Genomic DNA, 22,209 nt, shown 5'->3' with positions numbered 1-22,209 from the left:
CGGCCTAGTCGCTATTTAGGGCGTCCAAGATTTGGGACGCAGTTCACTTGATGCGGAGCCGGGCCTTAGTTGTTAGAACGACGGAACTCGATTATTCGACCGTGACGCTTTTCGCCAGGTTGCGGGGCTGGTCAACGTCGCAACCGCGCAGGATGGCTACCTCGCGGGCGAGCAGCTGCAGCGGGACGCTCGCCGTGATGGGGCTGAACACGTCGCGGACGGCCGGCACGCGAATGATGCAGTCGGCAATCTTGTTGATCTCCTCGTCGCCCTCGGTGGCAACGACGATGACCTTGGCGCCGCGCGCCTTGCACTCCATAAGGTTCGACACGGTCTTGTCGTAGGTGGCACTCTTGGTGGCCACAGCGATGACAGGGAAACCCGGGTCGATCAGTGCGATGGGGCCATGCTTCATCTCGCCGGCGGCGTAGGCCTCGGCGTGCAGGTAGCTGACCTCCTTGAGCTTGAGAGCGCCCTCGTAGGAGATAGCGGCGCCCATGCCGCGGCCCACGAACAGCGCGGACTGCGCGTCCTTGCAGACAAGCGCGGCCTCGTGCACGGCCTCGGTCTGCGTATCCAGAATCCACTGGATCTGCTCGGCCGTATCGGAAAGCTCGCGGAACAGCATGCGCGTCTGCTTGGTGGTCAGGCGGTACTTGACCTGCGCCAGCAGCAGAGCCAGCAGCGTCAGGCTCACGACCTGGCCGATGAAGCTCTTGGTCGAGGCGACAGCGATCTCCTTGTTGGCCTTGGTGTAGATGACGCCATCGCTCTCGCGCGCCACCGGGCTGCCCACCACGTTGGTGATACCAAAGACCTTGGCGCCCTTGATGCGCGCATCGCGAATGGCGGCAAGGGTATCGGCCGTCTCGCCCGACTGGGACACGGCAACGACGAGCGTCGTCGGCGTGATGATGGGGTTGCGATAACGGAACTCGCTGGCCGCCTCAACCTCGGTGGGGATGCGAGCCCAGCCCTCAATGAGATTCTTAGCAATGAGGCCAGCGTGATAGCTGGTGCCGCAAGCGATCACGTAGACGCGGTCGATGTCGTTGAGCTCCTCGAGCGAAAGGCCCAGCTCATCGATGTCGAGCTCGCCGGCAGGCGTCATACGGCCAACCAGCGTGTCGCGCACGACGCGCGGCTGCTCGTGGATTTCCTTGAGCATAAAGTCGGGATAACCGCCCTTTTCTGCCATGTCCAGGTCCCAGTCGATGTGGGTGACCTTGGGCTCGATAGCGCTACCGGCCTCGTCGGTGTACTCGACGCCTGCGGGCGTGAGCTTGGCAAACTGACCGTCCTCAAGCACCACGACATCGCGGGTGGCGTCGATGAGTGCAATGACGTCGGAGGCGACATAGGCGCCGGTCTCGCCTGCGCCGACCACAATCGGGGAATCCTTGCGGGCCACGGCGATCACGCCGGGCTCGTCAGCGCATACGGCGGCCAGACCATAGGCACCGACCACGTGGGTGCAAGCCTCGCGCACGGAGGCCGTCAGGTCGTGCGTCTCGGCATAAGCCTCTTCGATCAGATGCGCGAAGACCTCGGTATCGGTCTCGCTCTTAAAGTGATGGCCGCGGCCCTCCAGCTCCTCGCGCAGCTCGGCGAAGTTCTCGATGATGCCGTTGTGGACGATGGCGATACGACCGTCGCAGCTGGTGTGGGGGTGAGCGTTAACGACGGAGGGCTTGCCGTGGGTAGCCCAGCGAGTGTGACCGATACCGCAGGTTGCGTCGCTATCGATATTGGAAAGCTCGCTCTCCAGGCCCGCGACCTTGCCCACGCGGCGGATAACGTCGAGGTGCGCCGCGGCGCCCTCGCCCACCTCGAGCGCGACGCCCGAGGAGTCATAGCCGCGATATTCCATACGCTTAAGGCCCGTGACCAGTATGTTCTTTGCAATATCAGAGCCGGTGTAGCCGACAATTCCGCACATAGGATAAATCCCTTCGTCCGCGTGACTGCAAAACGCCCACGCACAAGGGGCGCTGAGACGTATAACGTTCGAGTATTGTACTCACGCAGGCGCAAGCTGATATACCAGATGTGGTATCTCAACTTAGATACCACCCGATGTACACACGTCCAAACCACCACGATGGGGACAGGCACCTTTGTGGTGGTTTGGGCTCCAGCGTTTGCCCAGATAAAACCTACCAAAATAAACCTGTCCCTAATTGGCAGGTTTTGACACCCTAGGGGCGGGCGATGCTACAATCTGGCTTGTACTTGAAACGCATCAAAGGGGCCGCTATGGCAAAGGTAAAAATCAGCGACGTCGCGCGCGAGGCCGGGGTTTCGCTGGGCACGGTTTCCAACGCGCTCAACCACCCCGAAAAACTGCGTCCCGAGACCCTCAAGCTCATTAACGAGACCATCAATCGCTTGGGCTACCTGCCCAACCAAAGCGCCCGTCAGCTCGCGGGCGGCACCACCAAGTCCTTTGGCCTGGTCCTCCCCCGTCTCGACCACGGCTTTTCGCTCCAAATTGCCAGCGGTGCCCACAACGAGGCACGCAAGCACGGCTATGACTTGCTCATCGCTAACGCCGACAACGACGACATTCTCGAAGACCATTACCTGCGCTACTTTATGGGCACTCAGATGTCCGGCGTCATGGTTCAGCCCATGGCGTCCCCCGACTGGCACCCGGCCATGACTAAAGTGCCCGTGCCGATCGTCCATCTGGACATCCACTGCTCCGAGCCCGGTTATTACGTGGCTGCCGATAACGAAGCCCAAGGTCGCATCATCGCCGAGCTCGCCGTTGCCCGTGGCGCACGCCATATCACCGTTGTGGGCAGAGCGGCATTCATGCAGCTCACCTTGCGCGTACTTGGCATCCACAAGGCCCTCGCCCTGCATCCCGATATCAAGATCGAAGTCATCGACGCCGGCGAATGGAATACCGCTGCCGACGGCTACGGCATCGGTGCCCAAATCGCTGAGCGCCCCGCGGACGAGCGCCCCGACTTCGTGGTCGGCCTGACCGACGTATTGGCCTCGGGCGTTATCTCGGCGCTGATAGACAAAGGCATCTCCGTCCCCGAGCAGGTCCGTGTGGCCGGCTGCGACGGCAACCCGCTCGCCTGGAGCGGGTCGGTCCCACTCACCACGGTGGCACCCCCAGGCTACGAGATTGGCCGCAAGGGCATTCAATTGCTCATGGAGCAAATCGAAAACAAAGCCCCGGCGAAGACCAAGCACGCCCGTATCGGTTCCGCCGCACGCATCGTCACCGCGGTCACGGCCGTCGAGGACATCAACCGCCAAGAGCTCGTACGACCGTTTTTACTGGAGCGCGCCAGCACCCAGGCAAGCAGTCACACCGAAGCCACCGCCATCAACCTCGGCGCCTACCTTTAGCACACGGCCTTGACCGCGGCCGTCAGGTCGAACAACGTATCGAGCACCGCCTCGCAGCCGTCCACCACGTCCTGCGGCAGCGGCACGATATCGGGGACAGCAAAGACGTGGCAGCCAGCCGTAATGCCCGAGACGCAGCCGTTGCGTGAATCCTCGACCACGGCACATTCCTCGGGAGCAAAGCCCGCGCGCTCGCAGGCAAGCAGATACATCTCGGGGTCGGGCTTGCCGTGCACGACGTCCTCGCCGCAGGTCACCGTTTCAAACTTGTCAAAGAGGCCGACCATCTTAAGGTTGCGTTCTGCCGTGACATGGCGCGACGACGTTGCAAGGCCCACGTGATAGCCCGCAGCCAGCAGCTCGTCTATGCACTCGGCAGCGCCGGCCTTAAGCTCCAGATCGGTCTTGACCATCTCGTCGCGAATCTCCTTGTGGCGACGATAGAGCGCCTCGGCGGTTTCTCTGCTGCCGTAATGCGCCTCAAGGATGTCCATGACATCGGGCAGCGTGCGACCGATAAACTGATGAATCAGCGTGTCATCAATCGCGACACCCAGCTCAGCAGCGGGCGCTTTCCATGCCTTGATGCCCAGACGCTCGGTATCGACCAGCGTTCCGTCCATGTCAAAAATAACAGCCTTGATCATATCGGTCCCCCATCGGCTCTCGCTGTCGCATTGCCGCAACTCTACCGCATTTGGCAACTTGTATATAACGTATATACCATATTGCACTTTCGTTACATAGATAGAAGTCTTATGACAAGCAGTCCAGTAGGATTATAGTTTTCGACCGAGTACATATTGGTAAGGATTGATTCATGTTTTCAGACACTACCGCACCCGCAGAGGAGCTTCAAGACAAGCTATCGGCGCTCGAACAGCTGCTTTTGGCATACGGGCGCGTGGCAATCGGGTTTTCCGGCGGCGTTGACAGCAGCTTTTTGGCCGCCGTATGCGCCCGCATCATGCCTACCAATACCCTCCTCGTCCATCTCACCACGCCGCTCATCGGCACACCCGAGCAGGCTTCGTTTGAACGGTCCGTTGACGGGCAAACCGATGAGGGACCACATTTTAAGCTCCCCGTGCTCAATCTTTCGGTCGATCAGCTGCAGCTCCCCCAGGTAGCCTGCAACGATGCCGACCGCTGCTACCACTGCAAGCGCGCCGGCTTTACCGCTATCGTCAACCACGCCAAGTCGCTCGGCTTTCCCACCGTCATCGATGGCAGCAATGCAAGCGATCGCGGTGACTACCGCCCCGGCATGCGTGCGGCAGAAGAGCTCGGCGTGCGCTCGCCGCTTATGGAGGTCGGCTTTACCAAAGACGAGGAGCGCGAGCTGCTGCGTGCATGGGGCTACCCCGTCTGGAACCTGCCGGCAGGCGCCTGCTTGGCCACGCGCATCCCCACGGGCGAGGAGCTTACGCGCGAGAAGGTCGATTTAATCCGCGCCTGCGAGGATTACCTGCACGATCTTGACCTGGCTCAGGTCCGCGCACGCCTAGTCGGCGGCTGCATGCATATCGAGGCCGCTCCCGCAGATGTCGCAAAGATTGCCGCCCTCGGCGGTACCGCCGTCGACGACAAGGGCAAGACCCCGCTGCCCGCCGCTATCGAGTCCGCGCTGCGCGAGCTGGGCTGCGGTCACATCTCCCCCGAGGTCACCCCCTACATCCACGGCAACATGAACCTGTAGGTTACGACGTTTTACAAACGGCGTAACCGCTCGGCGCTGCGCAGGCCCCGGGCACGACAATCTGACGTTCAACTGCACGGGCGCGACCAAAAGGTCAGCGCCCGCTTGTTTCACGTCACCTTGCCGCACCCGAAACCTGCTCGCTCGCGCATGCTCAACCTGAACCACATAAATTGTTGCCGACCTTCTAAAAGGGGACAGGTTTATTTTGGCAGGTTTTATCTGGGTAAACGCCGAATAGCCCTACATTCACAACCGCCGCAGCTCCATATGAGGCAAATGAACCGGCGGCATTTGTCCCAAATCTTGAGTATTTGTTCGGCAAAACTGCCTGCGGCGTCTCCTGCTAGACTGGTAGATTCCGAACCGTCCATCCAGGAGCCTCAATGTCGCGCAAGTCCGCCTACAAGCAAGTACTTTCCATCGGCGCCGCCGTGGTGCTGGGGTTTGCGCTGTTCACAGGGTCGCTCGACGGAGCGCCCAAGCTGCTCTCGCCGCAAAGCGATGAGCAGGCGGCGGCTCTGGCCGAGAAGCAAAGCGAGAGCCCCAACCGCACCGACGACGAAGCAGACCTGGTTGCCCGGCTCGAATCGGGAACAGCGAGCTCCGAGGACTCCGGCGATGGCTCTGAATCCGCCACGACCGACACCGCTGACGATGTCTCTTCAAACGTCACCCCCATCGACGAGGTGGAAAACCCCGACCTCAACCGCGCCCGCGGCGTATACCTCAGCAGCATTCCCGACTACGCGGGTAACCCCTATGTTGCCCTTCGCACCGACAGCACGCACCCGCTCGGCACACCATCATTCACGCTCGATGAATACGAGCGCGCTACCGAAGAGGGCTGCTTTAAGAAATTCTCCAAGCTCGACAGCCTGGGCCGCACCCGCAAAGCGCTCGCCTGCGTGGGCCCCGAATCACTCGGTCAAGGCGAGCGCGGCGATATCTCGCGTATCCATCCCGCTGGATGGCGTCAGCAGCGCTACGACTTTATTCCGGGCCAGAGCCTCTACAACCGCTGCCACCTTATCGCCTGGTCGCTCTGCGGCGAAAACGCCAACCGTAAGAATCTCCTCACCGGCACGCGCTATCTCAACGAGACGGGCATGTTGCCGTTTGAGGAGCAAATCCTCGACTATATCCGCGACACGGGCAACCACGTGCTCTATCGCGTCACGCCCATGTACAACGAAGAGGAGCTCGTCTGCCGTGGCGTACGCCTCGAGGCGCAATCGGTCGAGGACCACGGCAAGACGCTGTGCTTCCACGTATATTGCTACAACCTGCAGCCGCATGTGCAGATCGACTACGCCACCGGCCGCAACCAGGCATCCGGAGACTAGCGCCGACCAAGCTGCCCCAAAACCTAAAAAGATCCGTTTTCCTCCGTCCCCCAGGGATCAAAAAGGGCCGCCCTGGATTGCCCAGAGCGACCCTTGCACCGGCATGCATGTTGCAGGCAACGCCACGCGCTACTTAGCGCGACCCTCCTCATAGCGCTCGACCAGCTTGGCCTGAACGTCATAGGGAACCTGCTCATAGCCAGCGGGCTTCATGGTAAAGTCGCCCGTGCCGCGCGTGATGGAGCGCAGACGCGTCGAATAATCCGTCAGCTCAGCCAGCGGGGCTTGAGCAATGACCACGGTGTCACCGCGCTCATCGGTCTCCATGCCCGTCACGCGACCGCGCGAGGCCGAGATGTCGCCCATCACGGCACCGGCGTAGCTCTCGGGGATCGTCACCGTGATTTCCTCGATGGGCTCCAGCACCACCGGGTCGGCATCGGCACATGCCTTGCGCAGGCCAATGCGAGCCGCCGCGCGGAACGCCATCTCGTTGGAGTCGACGCTGTGATACGAACCGTCGTACACCGCGACGCGAATGCCCGTGAGCGGATAGCCGGCAATAATGCCGTCCTTCATGGTCTCCTGGACGCCCTTGTCCACGGCGGGAATCAGCGAGCGCGGAATGCGGCCGCCCACGACCTCATCCACAAACTCGTAGCCGTCGCTCGTGCCGTCGGGCCCAATGAGCGGCTCCACGCGCAGCCAGCAGTCACCATACTGACCGGCGCCACCGGTCTGCTTCTTGTGGCGGCCCTGGGCGCTCGCCGTGCGGCGGATGGTCTCGCGATACGGAATACGAATCGGCACGCTCTTGGCGGCAACCTTGGTGCGGTCCTCCAGACGGTTGAGCAGCACCGAAACCTGCGCCTCGCCCACCGCCGAGATGATAGTCTGCCCGGTCTCCTCGTCGCGGTCGATGCTCATGGTCGGATCAGCCTTGCAGGCCTTCTCGATAAACGTGTAGAGCTTCTCTTCGTCCCCGCGATTCTCGGCCTCGATGGCAATGCGGTACTGCGAGTTGGGGAACTTAAACGCCGCAGCCTCGACCTTGCCGGTAATCGAGAGCGTATCGCCCGTCTCGGCCGCCAGCTTGGGTGCCACGATGATGTCACCGGCATAAGCGTGGCCAACCTCGGTCATATCGCGGCCGCACATCACATACAGGTGGGCCAGACGATCGCTCTTGCGGGTACGCGCGTTGATCAGCTCAAGGCCCGGCTCAAGCGTGCCCGTCAGCACCTTGATAAAGCTGATGCGACCCTGCTGCGGATCGGCCAGCGTCTTAAACACAAACGCCACCGGACGATCATCGTCACTCGAGATCTTAAGCGAATCGCCGTCGATAAGCGGCATCTCGCCGTAGTCGGTCGGCGCCGGGAAGTACGTCGCGATGTCGTCCATCAGCGAGTTGACGCCCTGCTCCTTAATGCAATCGCCCGCAAAGACCGGCACAAAGATGCGCTCGGCAATCGCCTTCGACAGCAAGCCCTCAAGCTCCTCCTGCGTCAGCGTCTCCTCGCCTTCCAGGTACTTCATCATCAGCTCATCGTCGGCCTCGGCCACCAACTCGCACAGATGGTCATGGGCTTCCTCGGCCTGGGCACGATACTCCTCGGGAATCTCCGACTCAACGGCTTCGGTGCCGTTGCAGTGGCGCGCCTTCATGCGCACCAGGTCGATAATGCCGTCAAAGTCCTCGCCCTCGCCCCAGGGAAGGGTCACGGCGCCCAGGCGCGTGCCAAAGCGCTCTTGCAGCAGGTCCATCGTGGTCGCAAAGCTGGCCTCGGAGCGCGACAGGCGGTTTACGAACACCGCACGCGCCAGACGCAGGTCCTCGGCGGCATACCAGAGCTTAACCGTCGTAGGCTGTGGGCCGGCCTCGGCGTCGACCACAAACAGAGCCGTCTCGCAGACGCTCATCGCGGCAAAGGCGTCGCCGATAAAATCGGGGTAGCACGGGGCATCAAGCACATTGATGCGCGCGCCCTTCCAGTCGATCGGCGCGATGGTCGTCGAGATGGAAAATGCACGCTTGACCTCTTCAGGGTCATAGTCGAGCGTAGGCTTGGTGCCGTCGTGGCCGCCCAGGCGGGCGGTCTTGCCGGAAAGGTGGAGCATGGCCTCGGCGAGTGAAGTCTTGCCCACCCCGCCTTGGCCTACGAGCACCACGTTCCTTACGTTACCGGTCTTGGGAGCACCCATGATGACCTCCTTGCAGGGCCGCGCGCATTGCGCGACGCCAACGGGGAGAGTTCGCGGTCGGTGCCATCCCGGGAGCAGCATGGTCGGCAGCCGAGCCGACTCACCCTCCAAATGTCCTATGCCACCACCCTACCCTTGCAGCCGCCCATCCATGCACACCTTTCGGCACGCGTATGAATACAGACGGCGAGAGGAAGAGACAAGCTTGTGGGGCAATTATTGAACCCCGTCGATGTAAACAAAAAGCCGCCACAGACCGTAAGACCTGTGGCGGCTTCGCCTCAATTAATAGTTGAGTAAATACCTGAGTCTATCCCTCGATACGGCTCAAGAACTCACGCGTGCGCTGCTCGCGCGGATGGTCGATAACCTGCTCGGCAGATCCCTCCTCGACAATGCGACCGCCGTCCATAAAGACCACGCGGTCGGCAACATCGCGCGCAAACTGCATTGCGTGGGTCACGATTACCATCGTCATATTCTGCGCCGCCAGGTCCTTAATGACACGCAGCACCTCGGCCGTCAGCTCGGGATCGAGCGCCGAAGTCGGCTCGTCAAAGAATAAGATTTCCGGATCGAGTGCCAGGGCGCGGGCAATACTCACGCGCTGCTGCTGACCGCCGGAAAGCTCACACGGCACCTTGTTCTCGTTGCCCGTAAGCCCCATCTGCACAATCAACTCACGCGCACGCGCCTCCGCCTGCTCGCGCGGGCGCTTGAGCACGCGGATCGGGGCATCGGTAATGTTTTTCATCACCGTATAGTGCGGGAACAGATTGTAATTTTGGAACACCAGGCCGAATCGCGAGCGCGCCTGCTTGGGCACATCGCCCTTCGCATAGACCGCGCCCGATCCCGCATCCGTCGCAACGGCAAGGTCGCCAAACGAGAGCGAGCCTCCGTCGAGTGTCTCGAGCAGCGTGGCACAGCGCAGCAGCGTGGACTTACCGCCGCCCGAAGGCCCGATAATCGCCACGACCTCGCCACGCTTTACCTCGAGTGAGATATCCTTGAGCACCTCATTGCCGCCAAACGCCTTGCGCGCGCTTTCGATTTTCATCACTGAGTTAGTCATGATAATAGTCCAGCTTCTTTTCGGCGGCACCCAGCAGCATCTCGACCACAAAGTTAAAGACCCAGTAAATCAGCGCCGCAATCGCAAACGGCACCATGCTCACCTGCGAGGCAACCAGCGCCTTGGCCGTCGAGAACATCTCGCCCACGCCAATGGCAAACGCCAGCGACGTGTCCTTGACCAGCGTGATGATCTCGTTGCCCATCGCCGGCAGAATACGCTTGGCGACCTGCGGCATCACGATATACAGAAACGTCTGCACGCGCGAATAGCCCAGCACCTCGGCAGCCTCGTATTGACCGCGCGGAATGGACTGCAAGCCCGAGCGATAGATCTCGGCAAAGTAACCGGCGTAGTTGATGATGAACGCCACGACGCACGCCGTCCACTTGGAATCGGGCGTGAGCGAAATGCCAAACACGTAGTACGGGGCAAAGTAGATGGCAAACATCTGCAGCATGAGCGGCGTACCGCGCATGACCGAAATGTAGATGCGCGCAATCCAGCGGAGCGGCGCAATTTTGCTCATGCGCATAAACGCCACGGGGATTCCCAGCGGAATCGACCCCAGCAGCGTCAGCACAAACAGCTGCAAACTGACCAAGAATCCCTGGCCAAGCATCTGCATCATGACCTGAATAGACAACCCAAGCTCTCTTTCACAGTAACGGAACAGCGAACCCAATGCTAAAGCGGGTTTTCCAGGTGCCCGAGTTTGCCGTGAAAGAGGAGCGCCGCGTACTAAATGTACGCAAGCGACGGTTTGAGCGGCAAAATCGGGTGCCTGGGAAAGCCGCTATTTCAGAACCCAGTTGTCGAAGGAAAGACCGTATTCTGCATATTTATCGCACAGGTCCTTGACCGCACCGTCCTCGTAGAGCGCCTTGAGCGACTCGGTCACGGCATCGGCGGACTTGGTGTCGCCCTTCTTAAAGCCGACGGCGTAGTGCTCGCTGGACAGCGGCTTGTCGAGCTGCGTATAGGCATCGGGCTTGGCGGCAAGCTGATACTGGGCAATCGAAAGGTCGCAAGCCACGGCATCGACCGCGCCGCTCTCGAGCTGCATAAAGGCCGTGTTGTACTCGCCGATGGTATCGAGCGTGGCAAACGTCGCGGCCAGATCCTTCTGGTCGCCCTCGAGCACATCCTGCGCAGCGGAATCGGTCTGAGTGATCACGGTCTTGCCAGCGAGATCGTCCCAGCTCTTGATACCCGCGTCCTTCTTGACCACGAGCACTTGCTCGTTGAGCATGTACGGCTCGGAGAACGTGTAATCGTCCTCGCGGCCCTCCATGGTAAAGCCGTTCCAGATGCAGTTGATGGCACCCGAGTTGAGCAGCGTGTCCTTGGCATCCCAATCGATGGCCTCGTATTTGACCTCCCAGCCCTGCTTATCGGCAACAGCCTTGGCCAGATCGAGATCAAAGCCGGTGTACTCACCATCGTCGCCCACAAAGCCGTACGGAGGATAGGACTTATCAAAGCCCACCACGAGCTTCTTGGACTCCGCAGCACCCTTCACATCCTTGGCCGCGGCAGAACCAGCAGCGGAGCCCTTGCCGGCACCACCGCCGCAGCCGACAAGACCAAGGCCAAGCACCGTGGCAAACGAGCCGGCTAGACCAACAAACTGACGACGAGACATATCGGTATTCATGGTATTCCCCCTTGGTGGCACTTTAGTTAAGTAAAGTGAGTCATGTAACGTTCAGAATCATACACTTTAGCGTGATAGAGCACAAGGCGAGTTTGCCCGCCGCGTGAGGGGTGTGGGGGGTTAAGTTTCCTGCTCTACAGTCCTGCTCACGACGGAGGCCACATTAAGTGGCCTCCTGTTCGTGCGGAACTCGCGATAAACTTAACCCCCCACACCCCTCACGCGGCGGGCAACCGTCGTTGGGCTTATCACTGACACGAATAAACCGCTTGCATATCGTCTGCTGGCTTGGCACGGTACAATACTTGCAGCTTAAATTCATGAATTAGTGGAGTTATTGATGGCAGAATCTCGTGCGGAGCGTAGGGCTCGTCGTGCTTTGGTGGAAGCGGCTGAGGGGTCAAAGGAGGAGAAATCTTCTACGAAATCCAAGTCTTCTAAAGCCGCAAAAAGCAAATCGGCCAAGGGCAAGGCTAAGGCCAAGCGTCCCGGCTCTCGTCGGAGCGGGGACAAGGCACCTCAGACTCGCTCCAAGCGTTCGCATAAAGATCAGGTTTCGCCTGCGCGTAAGGCTGTGGACCCCAAGTCTCCCTGTTCCATCATGAAAGCCTGCGGTGGGTGCACGGCGCTCAATCGTCCTTATAAGAAGCAGCTCGCCGCCAAGCAGACTGCTATGGAGGAACTTTTTGCCTCGCTTTGCGAGCGTGAGGGCATTGCTGTCGACCCCATTCGTGGTATGGGTGTCACCTTGGGCGACCCGGGAAAGTATCCTGCGCCGCGTGGTTTTCGTCATAAGGCTGCCACCCCCTTTGCTCCCGGCAAGGAGGGCGCTGTCCGCTGCGGCTTCTTTGAGCGCGGTTCGCACAGAATCGTTGCCGTGCCCGAATGCCCCGTCGAGGCGCCGGGAGCCCGCCAGATTCTCAACGGCATCGCTCGCGAGGCCGAACGTCTGCATATTCCTGCCTTTAACGAAGACAAGCATCTGGGGCTGCTCCGCTATGCCGTCGTTCGCTGCGGTTGGCGTACCGACCAGATTATGGTCACCCTCGTGACCGCTCAGCGCGACTTGCCGCATGCGCAGGAGTTCTTTGAGGCTGTCGCCGCACTCGATCCGCATATCGTCACCGTTGCCCAAAACATCAACGGACGCCCCGGTAACGCCATCTTGGGTGAGGAGACTCGTATCGTCTATGGCGCCGAGTGCATGCGCGACCAGCTGCTCGGTTGCGAATTCGATATCTCCCCTACCGCGTTCTACCAGACCAACCCGCAGCAGACCGAGCTGCTCTACCAGCTCGCTATCGATGGCATGGATCTGCGCCAGGGCGATGTGCTTATGGATGCCTACTGCGGCAGCGGCACCATCGGTCTTTGCGCAGCTAAAGAAGCCCAGAACAAGGGTATCGGCATCATGCTGCTCGGTGTGGAGCGCAACCCGGCGGGCATTGCCGACGCACGCCGCAATGCCGAGCTCAACGGCCTCACCCGCAGCGCTTGGTTTATGGCCGACGACGCCACCGATTACATCCTGGACGCTGCCGATAACAACGAGCGCGTTGACGTTCTCTCCATCGACCCGCCGCGCGCCGGCTCCACACCCGAGTTCCTCGAAGCCGCCTGCGCACTTAAGCCGCGCCGCATCACCTATATCAGCTGCAACCCCGTGACCCAAGAGCGCGACCTGCACCAGCTCCTCGACGGAGGCTATCGCCTGCTCAAGATCACGCCCGTCGACATGTTCCCCCATACCGACCACACCGAAACCGTAGCGGTCCTCGAGCGCCGCTAATCCACCCCGGTAGATTTTCGAGACAAGAAAGGGGGCGGCCCGTCTAGACCGCCCCCTTCGCTTGGTTTATGAACTCCGCTACATCCCCTTGCGCAGGTCACACACGCCGGCTGCCGCCATCTCGCGCAGCAGCGTCTCGCGGTCGCGCGTCACGATCAAATCCAGCGGGAAGTGAATCTCGTCAAGCATCTTGCGCGCGTGATCGAGTTTGCCAATTGCCATACCAATATGCGCGTCGGTCGAGACGCCAATCCCCACGCCCAGTTCGGCACAGCGCTCGGCAATCTTGCGGCACACGCCCCAATGCTCGGCATCGGTACCACGCTCAAGACTATGGTTGTTGATCTCGATGATCTTATGCTTGGCCTTGGCCGCCAACAACACCTCATCGATATCAAACGGAACGCCCGAGCGACCCGCGTGGCCCAGCATGAACACCTTGGGGTGCTCCAGGGCATTGATATACATCTCGGTCGCCTGGGCCAACGTCGCACCTTCGGCAATCTGCGGATTATGCACGCTTGCCACCAAATAATCCAAATTGCGCGTAACCAAATCGAACAGCGAATGCTGGCGGCTGAACGGATCGCCGGCAATATCGAGCGTGACAGGGGTGTCCTCGCCAAACAGGCTTCCGTCCAGCGAAACGATATCGGCCTCGGCACCACGCAGCACCAGTACACCACTCCAAATGCGAGGCCAGACATCCTGGTTGATAAAGAACTGGTAACTACGCAGGTCATTGGGGCAAGGCGAAACCATAGAGCTCAGATGGTCGGCAGATCCGAGCACCTGCAGGCCACGCTCTGCCGCCCAGTACACATTCTCCTCAATGGTCGAATATGCATGCGCAGAGAACATCGTATGGGTATGGATATCACAAGAAAGCAGGTAGGGCATCGGATCTCCTTATCCGGCATGGCCGTCGCGTATATTCATTGTACGCATAGCCTTCGATAGTCGTAAAACTGCTTCATCCCAATCACACAACGGCATAGACAACGGGGTCTGGCTTAAAACCAAACCCCGTTTCACGTAAAACATTACAGGCAGAGCGCTTTACTTTTAACGATACTCGTCTGCCAACCGCTTCCAAGCGGGTAGCGAATTGACAATCGTTTCGTAACTCACGCAATAGCCCAGGCGGAACCAACCCGGCATACCAAAGCTGTCCGAGGGAACCGCGAGCAGTTCGTACTTCTTCGCACGCTCGCAAAACGCATTCGCATCGGACTCCAACGCTTTCACCCATAGGTAGAACGCGCCATCCGGCTCAACATAGGTGTAGCCGTACTCCGCTAGTGCGTCGGTAAGCGCGGTGCGGTTGCGTGCATAGGCCTCAACGTCACTCGGCTCATCGATACAGTCGATAATTACGCGCTGAAAGAGGGCCGGTGCGCACACGAAGCCCAGCGTACGGGCGGCACCGGCAACGGCGGGCATTAGACGATCTGCCTGAGGATTCGTATTGGGAACAAGGATCCATCCCACGCGCTCGCCCGGCAGCGAAAGCGACTTAGAATACGAGTAGCACACCACGGTGTTCTCGTAGATCGAGGGCACCCAAGGCACCTCGGCACCGTACACGATTTCGCGGTACGGCTCATCCGAGATGAGCATAATCGGATTCTCGGGATCGCGCTGAGCGTTGGTCTCGCGCAGAACATTAGCCAGTCGCGTCAGCGTGTCACGCGTATATACGGCGCCGGTCGGGTTATTAGGCGAGTCGATAATGACGGCAGCCGTCTTATCGGTAATCGCCTTGAGCACGTTATCCACGCTCAGCTGGAACGTATCTTCATCGGCGAGCGCCTCGACACACGTACAACCGGCCTTCTCAATCCACACACGATACTCCGGGAAGTACGGGGCGATAACGATGACCTCGTCGCCCGGATTGGTAATCGCGTTGAGCGTACAGGTGAGCGAAGCCGCCGCACCCACCGTCATAAAGACGTCCTTGCCCTCATAGCTCGTGCCAAAACGGCGGTTGAGCGATTCGGCCACGGCGGTACGGCACTGCGGCAGACCCGGTGCAGGCGTGTATCCATGCAGCTGGTCGCTCGGCAGCTCCAAGGCCTTCTTAATGGACTCAGCCACAGCGGCAGGTGCCGGAACGCTCGGGTTTCCCAGCGAAAAATCGAATACGTTCTCTGCACCGATCTGTGCCTTGCGCTCAAGGCCGTAGCTAAAGATCTCACGGATGATGGAGCTTTCCGCACCGCGAGCATACATAGTTTCGTTGATCATCTGTTCCCCTTTCGCATAGGCGCTATTGTACGCTTTAGCCGAGCAAAGTGCCGCAGAATGTTGATTGGGGACAGACTTAAATGCGTGAAAACGCTCATTTAAGTCTGTCCCCAATCAACAGACGGCCCCATATCGCTCAAAAGAAAAAGCCTCCGCAGGTTTCCCCGCGGAGGCTTTCGCCACAAAGACTATTTGTCGGCATCGGCATCGGCATCGACGACGGCATGGTCATCGTCAGCATCATCGGATGCGGCTTCGGCATCCTCCTGCATGGCCGTCTGCGCAAAGGCTGCGGCATCAGCCGCCAGCTCCTCCTCGCTCATGCGAGGCGCGCGCTTCTTGGTCGGCATGCCGGCCGCCTTGGCATTGCGCTCCTCCTTGGCCGCCAGGATATCGCCCTCGCGCTCAAGGTACGCATCCCACTCGTTGTCGAGCAGGGCGTTCACGGCGTCGCCTTCGACGGTCTCGCGCTCAAGCAGCACCTTCGCCATCAGATCGAGCTGATCGCGACGGGCGTCCAGGATCTCGACCGCACGACGATGGGCCTCACGCATAATGCGCTGAACCTCGATATCGATGCGGCGCGCCGTCTCCTCGGAGTAATCCTGGTGATCGGCGTAATCGCGACCAAGGAACACCTGATGTTGCGCCTCGCCAAACACTTGCGTGCCCAGCTCCTCGCTCATGCCCAGGCGCGTGACCATCTCGCGCGCCATCTTGGTTGCGCGCTCCAGATCGTTGCTCGCGCCCGACGTAATGTCATCGCACATGAGCTCCTCGGCAACGCGACCGCCCAAGAACACGGCGAGCTCGTCGAGCATCTCGTTCTTGGTCTTAAGGAAGTGGTCCTCCTGCGGAAGCTGCAGCGTGTAGCCTAGCGCCTGGCCGCGGCTGACAATCGAGATCTTATGAACCGGATCGGAGTGCTCCAGGATGTGGCCCACCAAAGCGTGACCGCTCTCGTGGTAGGCAATCGTGGTGCGCTCGGCCTCGGTCATCACGCGACCCTTGCGTTGCGGTCCGGCAATCACGCGCTCCATCGATTCCTCGACCTCGTCCATCGAGATCACGGAACGATGGCGGCGAGCGGCCAGCAGCGCAGACTCGTTGAGCAGGTTCGCCAAATCGGCACCAGTAAAGCCAACGGTCATCTGGGCGAGCTTCTCAAACTTAACGTCCTCGTCCATCGGCTTGTTCTCGGCATGCACGCGCAAGATCTGCTCGCGGCCCTTCACATCCGGACGGTCGACCGTAACCTGACGGTCAAAACGGCCGGGACGCAGCAATGCCGGATCCAAGATGTCAGGACGGTTGGTCGCAGCGATCAGGATGACCGACTCGCTTTCCTCAAAGCCGTCCATCTCGACCAGCAGCTGGTTGAGCGTCTGCTCGCGCTCGTCGTGACCGCCGCCCAAGCCAGCTCCGCGCTGACGTCCCACGGCATCGATCTCATCGATGAAGATGATCGACGGGGCCTGGGACTTGGCCTCCTTAAAGAGGTCACGCACACGGCTGGCGCCGACACCTACGAACATCTCGACAAAGTCGGAACCCGAGATGCTAAAGAACGGCACGCCCGCCTCGCCGGCAACGGCCTTAGCCAGCAGCGTTTTACCGGTGCCCGGAGGGCCAACCAGCAACACGCCACGCGGGATCTTGGCGCCCAGCTTGCGATAGCGATCCGGATCACTCAAAAAGTCACGGATCTCCTCGAGTTCCTCGACTGCCTCGTCCACGCCGGCAACGTCCTCGAACTTGACCTTGGGGCGTGTGGCCTCGTTGGTCTTGGCGTTGGTCTTGCCAAACTGCATGTTCCTGTTGTTGGCGCCCATCATCTGGCGCATAAAGTAGAACATGATGGCAATCAAGGCGATCGTCGGAAGCACGCTCATCGCGAGGTCGCCCCAAAAATCGGGATCATTGGTGTTGACGATGTACTTGGTATCGGGGTGCTCCGCCATAAGCTCGGCAAGCGAATCGGAGCCGACATAAGTCGAGGAGAAGCTCTTGAGCTCGCTCGTATCGCCCTTGTCCTTTTTTGTCTTCCAGTAATGACCCGTCACGCTTCCGTCTTGAACCGTATAGGTCAGATCTTCGACGCGATCCTGCTTGATGGCGCTGACCATCTCGCTCGTCGCGAGCTTAACGGTATTGCTGGAATTGGCAAAGCCGGAGCCCATGTTAAAGAAGGCGTAGCCCAGGAGCGCGCAAGCCAAAATAAAATACAGCCAGCCCGTACGCGTGGGCTTCTTGCCTCCGGGCACCCCCGGGATCTTAGGCTCCCGGGGAGTCTGGGAATTGTTATCGTTACGGTCGTCGGGCATCTTACGAATAAACCTCCGGTTTCAAAATGCCCAGATACGGAAGGTTACGATAGCGCTCGGCATAGTCGAGGCCGTAGCCCACCACAAAGGCATCGGGGCAATGGGTTCCAACATACTTGGGCGTGATGGCCGAGGTACGGTCCTCAACGTCCTTCCACAGGAAGGCGGCGACCTCCAGAGAAGCGGGCTTGCGGCTCTCGAGGTTCTTCATCAGATACTTGAGCGTCAGGCCCGAGTCCAGAATGTCCTCGACGATCAGCACGTCGCGACCGCGGATGTCGATATCCAGGTCCTTAATGATACGCACGATACCCGAGGACTTCACACCGTCACCATAGCTCGAAACAGCCATGAAATCGATGTTGGTCGGCAGCTCGATCTTGCGCATCAGGTCGCCCATAAAGACCACGGCGCCGCGCAGGACCGCAATCAGCACCAGATCCTTACCCGCGTAGTCGCGAGTAATCTGCTCGCCTAGGCGAGAGACGATACCGTCGATATCCTCCTGCGTAAACAGAACCTTCTCGATATCCGGATGTTGAGAAGCCATGACAACCCTTTCTTGTGCTTATCGCCCACACACCGCCGTATGGACGCGAACTTCACATTTTAGCAGCGCACGGGGTATATTTTCTAGCCCGTACGCCATCAGCGCGGGAATACCGTCAACGTCGCACAGAATAGCTGGCGTGGGATGCTATTCCGCATCGACCACACGAAGCAGATACGCCACGCGCGTTGCGGCCGTGCATTTAAAGCGCTCGTCCGCGCGAACGCCTGCGACCCATACCACGGCACCTCCCGGAGCCGTTCTCACCACAGGAACGCCTGCGCGCTCAGAAACGGGAATACGAGCCTCGTTGAGCAGGTCCGACACCTTCTTACTTCGCCCACTCATGCCCAGCGGGCACATCACATCCCCCGGCGCGGGACCGTCTACCCACAGACGCGCCAAACGCGCCTCGGCGGGAATCTCCCCGCGCGAGCCGGCTAGCATCCGCTCGCTATCGCGGTCGGCGAACCCCAGGGCCGCCGCATCCACCAAGGCCGCAACCTCCCCGTCAGCAGCAAGCTCGCGGGCACGGTGCACGATATCGCGCCCCGGCTCCACAGCCATCGGCTCTGCTGTCAGCATACGCCCCGCCCCCAGCGGCAGACGACCGGGAACGGAGATCCAGTCGGCCACTAAGCCCTCGCGCGCCGCCGGGGCCTTGAGTGCCAGCATGCCAAACTCCACGCGCGCATCAATTCCCGCCGGGAGTGTGACCGACCCCGCACCCTCGGCAACGCAGGCGAGCACGCGCTCCACATGCCGCATCTCCGGCCGAGCATCGGGGTCGATGCGCTTAATCGCCAGCCGCACGATGCGCCGCGCGATTACCACCTCGGCCGCAGCAAGGCGCCTGGCATCGAGCACCAGCGCGCCCGCCGCCTCCTTACGCAGGCAGCTTCGAAACGCCTGTGCCGAAAGCTGAGACAAAAACGCGTCCTCATCGCCTAAGATCTCGCAGGCGGCGCCAATCGTCTTGCAGACGCTCGCGTTGCGCTGCGCCACCACCGGCATCACTCGATGGCGCACGTAGTTTCGCAGATACGAGATATCCTCATTGCTCTCGTCTTCACGCCACGGCTGACCATGTACCTGTAGATAGCCCACGAGCTCGCCATGAGTTAGGTCGAGCAAGGGACGCACCACGATATTCCTCCGGCGAGGAATGCTCGATAGGCCAGCGGGCCCCGAACCCTTAATCGCGTTCATCATAAACGTTTCCGCGCGATCCGAAGACGTGTGCGCGGTGCAGATACGAGCCGCCGTTCGCGGTGCCCCCGTCTGGGCGCAGAGCTCGCGGACATACCTCCGCGCCGCGGCATAGCGCACCTCGCGGGCCGCGGCCTCAACATTGCCCGACTCCCCATCAAAATAAGCGTGCTCCACGCACAGCGGTAAACCATATTTCGCGCAGAGCTCACGCACAAAGGCCTCGTCGCCATCGGACGCCTTGCCGCGCAGATGGTGGTTTACATGCAGCACATGCAGGCGCTCGCGAGCAATGGGGGCAACACCGCGTCCGTCTTGGATATCCAGCTTTGATGTGCACGCCATAAGAAGCAGTGCCGTCGAGTCCGCGCCGCCTGATACCATGAGCACGACAGGAGCAGCCTGCTGCCTCGTTCGGGTCTCATCGACTGCCCCGGGCACGGCATGGTGTCCGTAATGCTGTGATACCGTTGGCATTCGCTTCCTCCTCTATTCGTCCGCACCCATTGTATCCTTTGGAATCTTATGTCTCGTCTGCACCTTCATATCCTCGGCAGTGGCTCTAAAGGCAACTGCGCACTCATTGAGGGCCCGCAGGGGCTCATTATGGTCGATGACGGACTGTCTCGCCGCGAGACATTAAAGCGCATGGCAGAACTGGGGCTCTCGACAGACAACGTCTCGGCTCTTCTCATTACTCATGAGCATAGCGATCACATCAAGGGCCTCGATGTCTGGTGCAAGCACTGGCACGGCCCCCTCTTTGCCAGCAGGGGCACGCTTTCGTGCAAAGAAACCCTCGCACATCTACCCGTAGAGGAATTTGACCCCGGCGACACGCTTTCCATTGCCGGCATCCGCGTGCGAACCTACCCAACATCGCATGATGTCATCAATCCTGTCGGTTATCGATTCGACACTCTCGATGACTCCATTGGCTTTGCTACCGACACCGGAGAGCTAACCAAACAAGCTATAGACACCCTCGAAGACTGCCGAGTTCTTGCACTCGAGAGCAACCACGATGTGGCCATGCTGCGCCAAGGGGATTACCCCCGCTTCCTCCAAGAGCGAATTTTATCTGCAAAAGGCCATCTCTCTAACGACCAGGCCGCCGACGCAGCGCGTGGGCTCGTCACCGATCGAACCGAGCAGCTCATCGCCATGCACATCAGCCAGGACAATAATCGTCCAAGCCTAACCGTCAAAAGCTATGCCAAAGCTCTAGCCGCAACTCTGGATGACGAGGTCGGCAGCTCCGCCACCCTTCTCCACGGATCGCGAATACTCTCGATACGCCCCGCCAGCCAGCACCGGCCAGTAACCATTCAATAGACTGTCCTAGGCAGCAAAAGGGGCCGGGAATCGCTTCCCAGCCCCTTTTGCTGCCTTTTAATAGCGCAGAACACCAACGAAGCTAGTCAATGGAGATCTTCGTAACGTTCTTCTTCTCGACGATCTTAGGTACCGTAACGGTGAGGATTCCGTCAGCATACTTAGCAGAGAGACCCTCGCTCGAAGCGTCCTTCAGATATACGCCACGCGTCGCGCTGTACGAGCTAAACTCCTTCTGCAGGTAGTTCTTGCCCTCGTTCTCCTCGTCCTCCACAACGTTCACGCTAATGGACAGACGGCCCTCATTGAGCTCGACATCGATGTCATCCTTGGCGACACCGGTCAGATAGGCCTTGACCTCATAGCCATCGCCCTTATCCTCAACGTCAACGGGAAACGCCTTGGAAGCAATCGAGTTGTTTGCAAGGTCGGTCATATCATCAAACAGATCGAACAGCGAGCTAGCAGAAGGACGAACGCCAAAAACCGAACGATAAGGAACCATGCTTGCCATGTTTACCACTCCTTTTAGGACTGCCGAGCCATCTTCTAGGTGACTGGGACTTCTTTTGACGCTCTTATATATGCCCACCCAGTGCTTATATATACATCGACTATAAAGTTTTTTGAGTCCTGTAATATAAGCATATCTAAGTGTGAATGACTCAGGTTTTAGTAAGGTTAAGGTTCTTTGAACCAGAGCTTAAATAACGAGTATGTTCGCAGCTACAAATAACAAGGGGCTTACAATGAGCGCGTACACGTTGTTGGTAACGAGCTAAAGGGCATCATGGACGACCAAAACCAGAACAAAATATTTATGCCGACGCAGGGGGAAGATACTTCCACGCAGCCGCCAGGGTTCCATCGCCCCCACATCTCGCAAGAGCCCATTAATGATCCGGAGCCCGAGTATGTGACGAGAAATCGATATCAAACACTCGAGGATGCCCAAACGGGACGTAAACATATGGGCGTCGCCTCGGGAGACCCTGTATATCTGAAAGACGCACCATTATCTAAAAACAGCGCAGTTAGTGATGAGCCGATGAAAGCATCTGCCGCTCATCAACAAAGAGGTCCTCGACCAAAGCAAACCTTGACGCATTCGGCTCGCTATCTCGAAACGCCAAAACAGGGAAAATCAATCTTTGTTTCATCAAGTAAACGACGCAAGCAGCATCGACTGACAATCCTGCTTTTGATTATTGTGTCCATAGCAGTTGCCCTTGTTATTCGATTTATCTTCTTTAAATAAAGGCTCAATACCAAAAACGATAAGATCATCTGGTGTAATAGAGTCATTTACGCTCCGTAAACGCAAAAAAGGGGGAGGCCGCGAGGCCTCCCCCTTCCAAGTTCAAGCGTACGGCTCGGTGCCGTCCACCGGTCAGCGGCGCC

The 22,209-nt window shown here is 59.5% G+C and carries 18 protein-coding genes; 6 read left to right on the top strand and 12 right to left on the bottom strand.

Annotation, left to right across the window (positions count from 1 at the left end; all coding sequences use genetic code 11):
• Positions 1-91: 91 nt before the first annotated feature.
• Positions 92-1,939 (bottom strand): glutamine--fructose-6-phosphate transaminase (isomerizing), encoded by a 1,848-nt coding sequence (gene glmS / locus DWZ52_RS08760; RefSeq protein WP_117757853.1) that lies wholly within the window; start codon positions 1,937-1,939, stop codon positions 92-94.
• A gap of 317 nt (positions 1,940-2,256) precedes the next feature.
• Between glmS and DWZ52_RS08755 the strand changes: the two genes are divergently transcribed.
• Positions 2,257-3,369, top strand: a complete 1,113-nt coding sequence (locus DWZ52_RS08755) for a LacI family DNA-binding transcriptional regulator (protein ID WP_233547297.1) — start codon at positions 2,257-2,259, stop codon at positions 3,367-3,369.
• On the opposite strand, the gene DWZ52_RS08750 is transcribed toward DWZ52_RS08755, so the two are convergent.
• Positions 3,366-4,016 carry an HAD family phosphatase gene (locus tag DWZ52_RS08750; protein WP_118385351.1) on the bottom strand — a complete coding sequence of 217 codons (651 nt, stop codon included), beginning with the start codon at positions 4,014-4,016 and terminating at the stop codon, positions 3,366-3,368. The genes DWZ52_RS08755 and DWZ52_RS08750 overlap by 4 nt on opposite strands.
• Before the next feature lie 173 nt (positions 4,017-4,189).
• On the opposite strand from DWZ52_RS08750, the gene DWZ52_RS08745 reads away from it, so the two are divergent.
• Positions 4,190-5,068, top strand: a complete 879-nt coding sequence (locus DWZ52_RS08745; RefSeq protein ID WP_118385350.1) for an ATP-dependent sacrificial sulfur transferase LarE — start codon at positions 4,190-4,192, stop codon at positions 5,066-5,068.
• 386 nt (positions 5,069-5,454) lie between these two features.
• Complete coding sequence (locus tag DWZ52_RS08740; RefSeq protein ID WP_118385349.1) at positions 5,455-6,414, top strand: DNA/RNA non-specific endonuclease; 960 nt, start codon at positions 5,455-5,457, stop codon at positions 6,412-6,414.
• Positions 6,415-6,543: 129 nt separating this feature from the next.
• Here the strand turns inward: DWZ52_RS08740 and DWZ52_RS08735 are convergent, their stop codons facing one another.
• The 4 genes from DWZ52_RS08735 to DWZ52_RS08720 all read right to left on the bottom strand — a co-directional run bounded on the left by DWZ52_RS08735 (position 6,544) and on the right by DWZ52_RS08720 (position 11,351).
• Positions 6,544-8,619 carry a translation factor GTPase family protein gene (locus DWZ52_RS08735; protein WP_117770573.1) on the bottom strand — a complete coding sequence of 692 codons (2,076 nt, stop codon included), beginning with the start codon at positions 8,617-8,619 and terminating at the stop codon, positions 6,544-6,546.
• Positions 8,620-8,929: 310 nt separating this feature from the next.
• Positions 8,930-9,694: an amino acid ABC transporter ATP-binding protein gene (locus tag DWZ52_RS08730; protein ID WP_117877169.1), complete on the bottom strand. Its 765-nt coding sequence runs from the start codon at positions 9,692-9,694 to the stop codon at positions 8,930-8,932.
• Positions 9,687-10,340, bottom strand: a complete 654-nt coding sequence (locus DWZ52_RS08725; RefSeq protein ID WP_006235606.1) for an amino acid ABC transporter permease — start codon at positions 10,338-10,340, stop codon at positions 9,687-9,689. Before DWZ52_RS08725 ends, DWZ52_RS08730 begins: the two co-directional genes overlap by 8 nt.
• A 150-nt stretch (positions 10,341-10,490) precedes the next feature.
• A complete protein-coding gene (locus DWZ52_RS08720; protein WP_118385348.1) occupies positions 10,491-11,351 on the bottom strand; it encodes a transporter substrate-binding domain-containing protein in 861 nt (286 codons plus the stop codon).
• Between the two features lie 340 nt (positions 11,352-11,691).
• Between DWZ52_RS08720 and rlmD the strand changes: the two genes are divergently transcribed.
• Positions 11,692-13,140, top strand: coding sequence for a 23S rRNA (uracil(1939)-C(5))-methyltransferase RlmD (rlmD, locus tag DWZ52_RS08715; RefSeq protein WP_118289268.1), 1,449 nt, complete (start codon positions 11,692-11,694; stop codon positions 13,138-13,140).
• A gap of 78 nt (positions 13,141-13,218) precedes the next feature.
• Here the strand turns inward: rlmD and DWZ52_RS08710 are convergent, their stop codons facing one another.
• The 5 genes from DWZ52_RS08710 to tilS form a co-directional block, all read right to left on the bottom strand.
• Positions 13,219-14,040, bottom strand: coding sequence for a phosphatase (locus DWZ52_RS08710; RefSeq protein WP_118385347.1), 822 nt, complete (start codon positions 14,038-14,040; stop codon positions 13,219-13,221).
• Positions 14,041-14,205: 165 nt separating this feature from the next.
• Positions 14,206-15,390: a pyridoxal phosphate-dependent aminotransferase gene (locus DWZ52_RS08705; RefSeq protein WP_118385346.1), complete on the bottom strand. Its 1,185-nt coding sequence runs from the start codon at positions 15,388-15,390 to the stop codon at positions 14,206-14,208.
• Between the two features lie 188 nt (positions 15,391-15,578).
• Positions 15,579-17,714 carry an ATP-dependent zinc metalloprotease FtsH gene (gene ftsH / locus DWZ52_RS08700; RefSeq protein WP_118385345.1) on the bottom strand — a complete coding sequence of 712 codons (2,136 nt, stop codon included), beginning with the start codon at positions 17,712-17,714 and terminating at the stop codon, positions 15,579-15,581.
• A gap of 1 nt (position 17,715) precedes the next feature.
• Positions 17,716-18,264 (bottom strand): hypoxanthine phosphoribosyltransferase, encoded by a 549-nt coding sequence (hpt, locus tag DWZ52_RS08695; protein WP_117774133.1) that lies wholly within the window; start codon positions 18,262-18,264, stop codon positions 17,716-17,718.
• Positions 18,265-18,411: 147 nt separating this feature from the next.
• Positions 18,412-19,950: a tRNA lysidine(34) synthetase TilS gene (tilS, locus tag DWZ52_RS08690; protein WP_199579219.1), complete on the bottom strand. Its 1,539-nt coding sequence runs from the start codon at positions 19,948-19,950 to the stop codon at positions 18,412-18,414.
• A gap of 48 nt (positions 19,951-19,998) precedes the next feature.
• Between tilS and DWZ52_RS08685 the strand changes: the two genes are divergently transcribed.
• Positions 19,999-20,808, top strand: a complete 810-nt coding sequence (locus tag DWZ52_RS08685) for an MBL fold metallo-hydrolase (protein ID WP_118289495.1) — start codon at positions 19,999-20,001, stop codon at positions 20,806-20,808.
• An 82-nt stretch (positions 20,809-20,890) separates the two neighbouring features.
• Here the strand turns inward: DWZ52_RS08685 and DWZ52_RS08680 are convergent, their stop codons facing one another.
• Positions 20,891-21,322 carry an Hsp20/alpha crystallin family protein gene (locus DWZ52_RS08680; protein WP_118289496.1) on the bottom strand — a complete coding sequence of 144 codons (432 nt, stop codon included), beginning with the start codon at positions 21,320-21,322 and terminating at the stop codon, positions 20,891-20,893.
• Positions 21,323-21,598: 276 nt separating this feature from the next.
• On the opposite strand from DWZ52_RS08680, the gene DWZ52_RS09865 reads away from it, so the two are divergent.
• The gene (locus DWZ52_RS09865; protein ID WP_147352154.1) at positions 21,599-22,066 is read left to right on the top strand and encodes a hypothetical protein; all 468 of its coding nucleotides are present in this window, start codon (positions 21,599-21,601) and stop codon (positions 22,064-22,066) included.
• Positions 22,067-22,209 lie beyond the last annotated feature (143 nt).

It is taken from the genome of Collinsella sp. AF33-16 (assembly GCF_003475325.1).
Taxonomy (GTDB): Bacteria; Actinomycetota; Coriobacteriia; order Coriobacteriales; family Coriobacteriaceae; genus Collinsella.
This window is presented reverse-complemented; position numbering and strand designations above follow the sequence as displayed.

Bases quoted from the DNA above. Each gene is read 5' to 3' on its own strand.
- DWZ52_RS08730 (WP_117877169.1), bottom strand. From the start codon at position 9,694: ATGACTAACTCAGTGATGAAAATCGAAAGCGCGCGCAAGGCGTTTGGC.
- DWZ52_RS08720 (WP_118385348.1), bottom strand. From the start codon at position 11,351: ATGAATACCGATATGTCTCGTCGTCAGTTTGTTGGTCTAGCCGGCTCG.
- DWZ52_RS08705 (WP_118385346.1), bottom strand. From the start codon at position 15,390: ATGATCAACGAAACTATGTATGCTCGCGGTGCGGAAAGCTCCATCATC.
- DWZ52_RS08750 (WP_118385351.1), bottom strand. From the start codon at position 4,016: ATGATCAAGGCTGTTATTTTTGACATGGACGGAACGCTGGTCGATACC.
- tilS (WP_199579219.1), bottom strand. From the start codon at position 19,950: ATGCCAACGGTATCACAGCATTACGGACACCATGCCGTGCCCGGGGCA.
- DWZ52_RS08745 (WP_118385350.1), top strand. From the start codon at position 4,190: ATGTTTTCAGACACTACCGCACCCGCAGAGGAGCTTCAAGACAAGCTA.
- hpt (WP_117774133.1), bottom strand. From the start codon at position 18,264: ATGGCTTCTCAACATCCGGATATCGAGAAGGTTCTGTTTACGCAGGAG.
- DWZ52_RS08755 (WP_233547297.1), top strand. From the start codon at position 2,257: ATGGCAAAGGTAAAAATCAGCGACGTCGCGCGCGAGGCCGGGGTTTCG.
- DWZ52_RS08680 (WP_118289496.1), bottom strand. From the start codon at position 21,322: ATGGCAAGCATGGTTCCTTATCGTTCGGTTTTTGGCGTTCGTCCTTCT.
- DWZ52_RS08685 (WP_118289495.1), top strand. From the start codon at position 19,999: ATGTCTCGTCTGCACCTTCATATCCTCGGCAGTGGCTCTAAAGGCAAC.
- DWZ52_RS09865 (WP_147352154.1), top strand. From the start codon at position 21,599: ATGGACGACCAAAACCAGAACAAAATATTTATGCCGACGCAGGGGGAA.
- DWZ52_RS08735 (WP_117770573.1), bottom strand. From the start codon at position 8,619: ATGGGTGCTCCCAAGACCGGTAACGTAAGGAACGTGGTGCTCGTAGGC.
- DWZ52_RS08710 (WP_118385347.1), bottom strand. From the start codon at position 14,040: ATGCCCTACCTGCTTTCTTGTGATATCCATACCCATACGATGTTCTCT.
- DWZ52_RS08740 (WP_118385349.1), top strand. From the start codon at position 5,455: ATGTCGCGCAAGTCCGCCTACAAGCAAGTACTTTCCATCGGCGCCGCC.
- ftsH (WP_118385345.1), bottom strand. From the start codon at position 17,714: ATGCCCGACGACCGTAACGATAACAATTCCCAGACTCCCCGGGAGCCT.
- glmS (WP_117757853.1), bottom strand. From the start codon at position 1,939: ATGTGCGGAATTGTCGGCTACACCGGCTCTGATATTGCAAAGAACATA.
- rlmD (WP_118289268.1), top strand. From the start codon at position 11,692: ATGGCAGAATCTCGTGCGGAGCGTAGGGCTCGTCGTGCTTTGGTGGAA.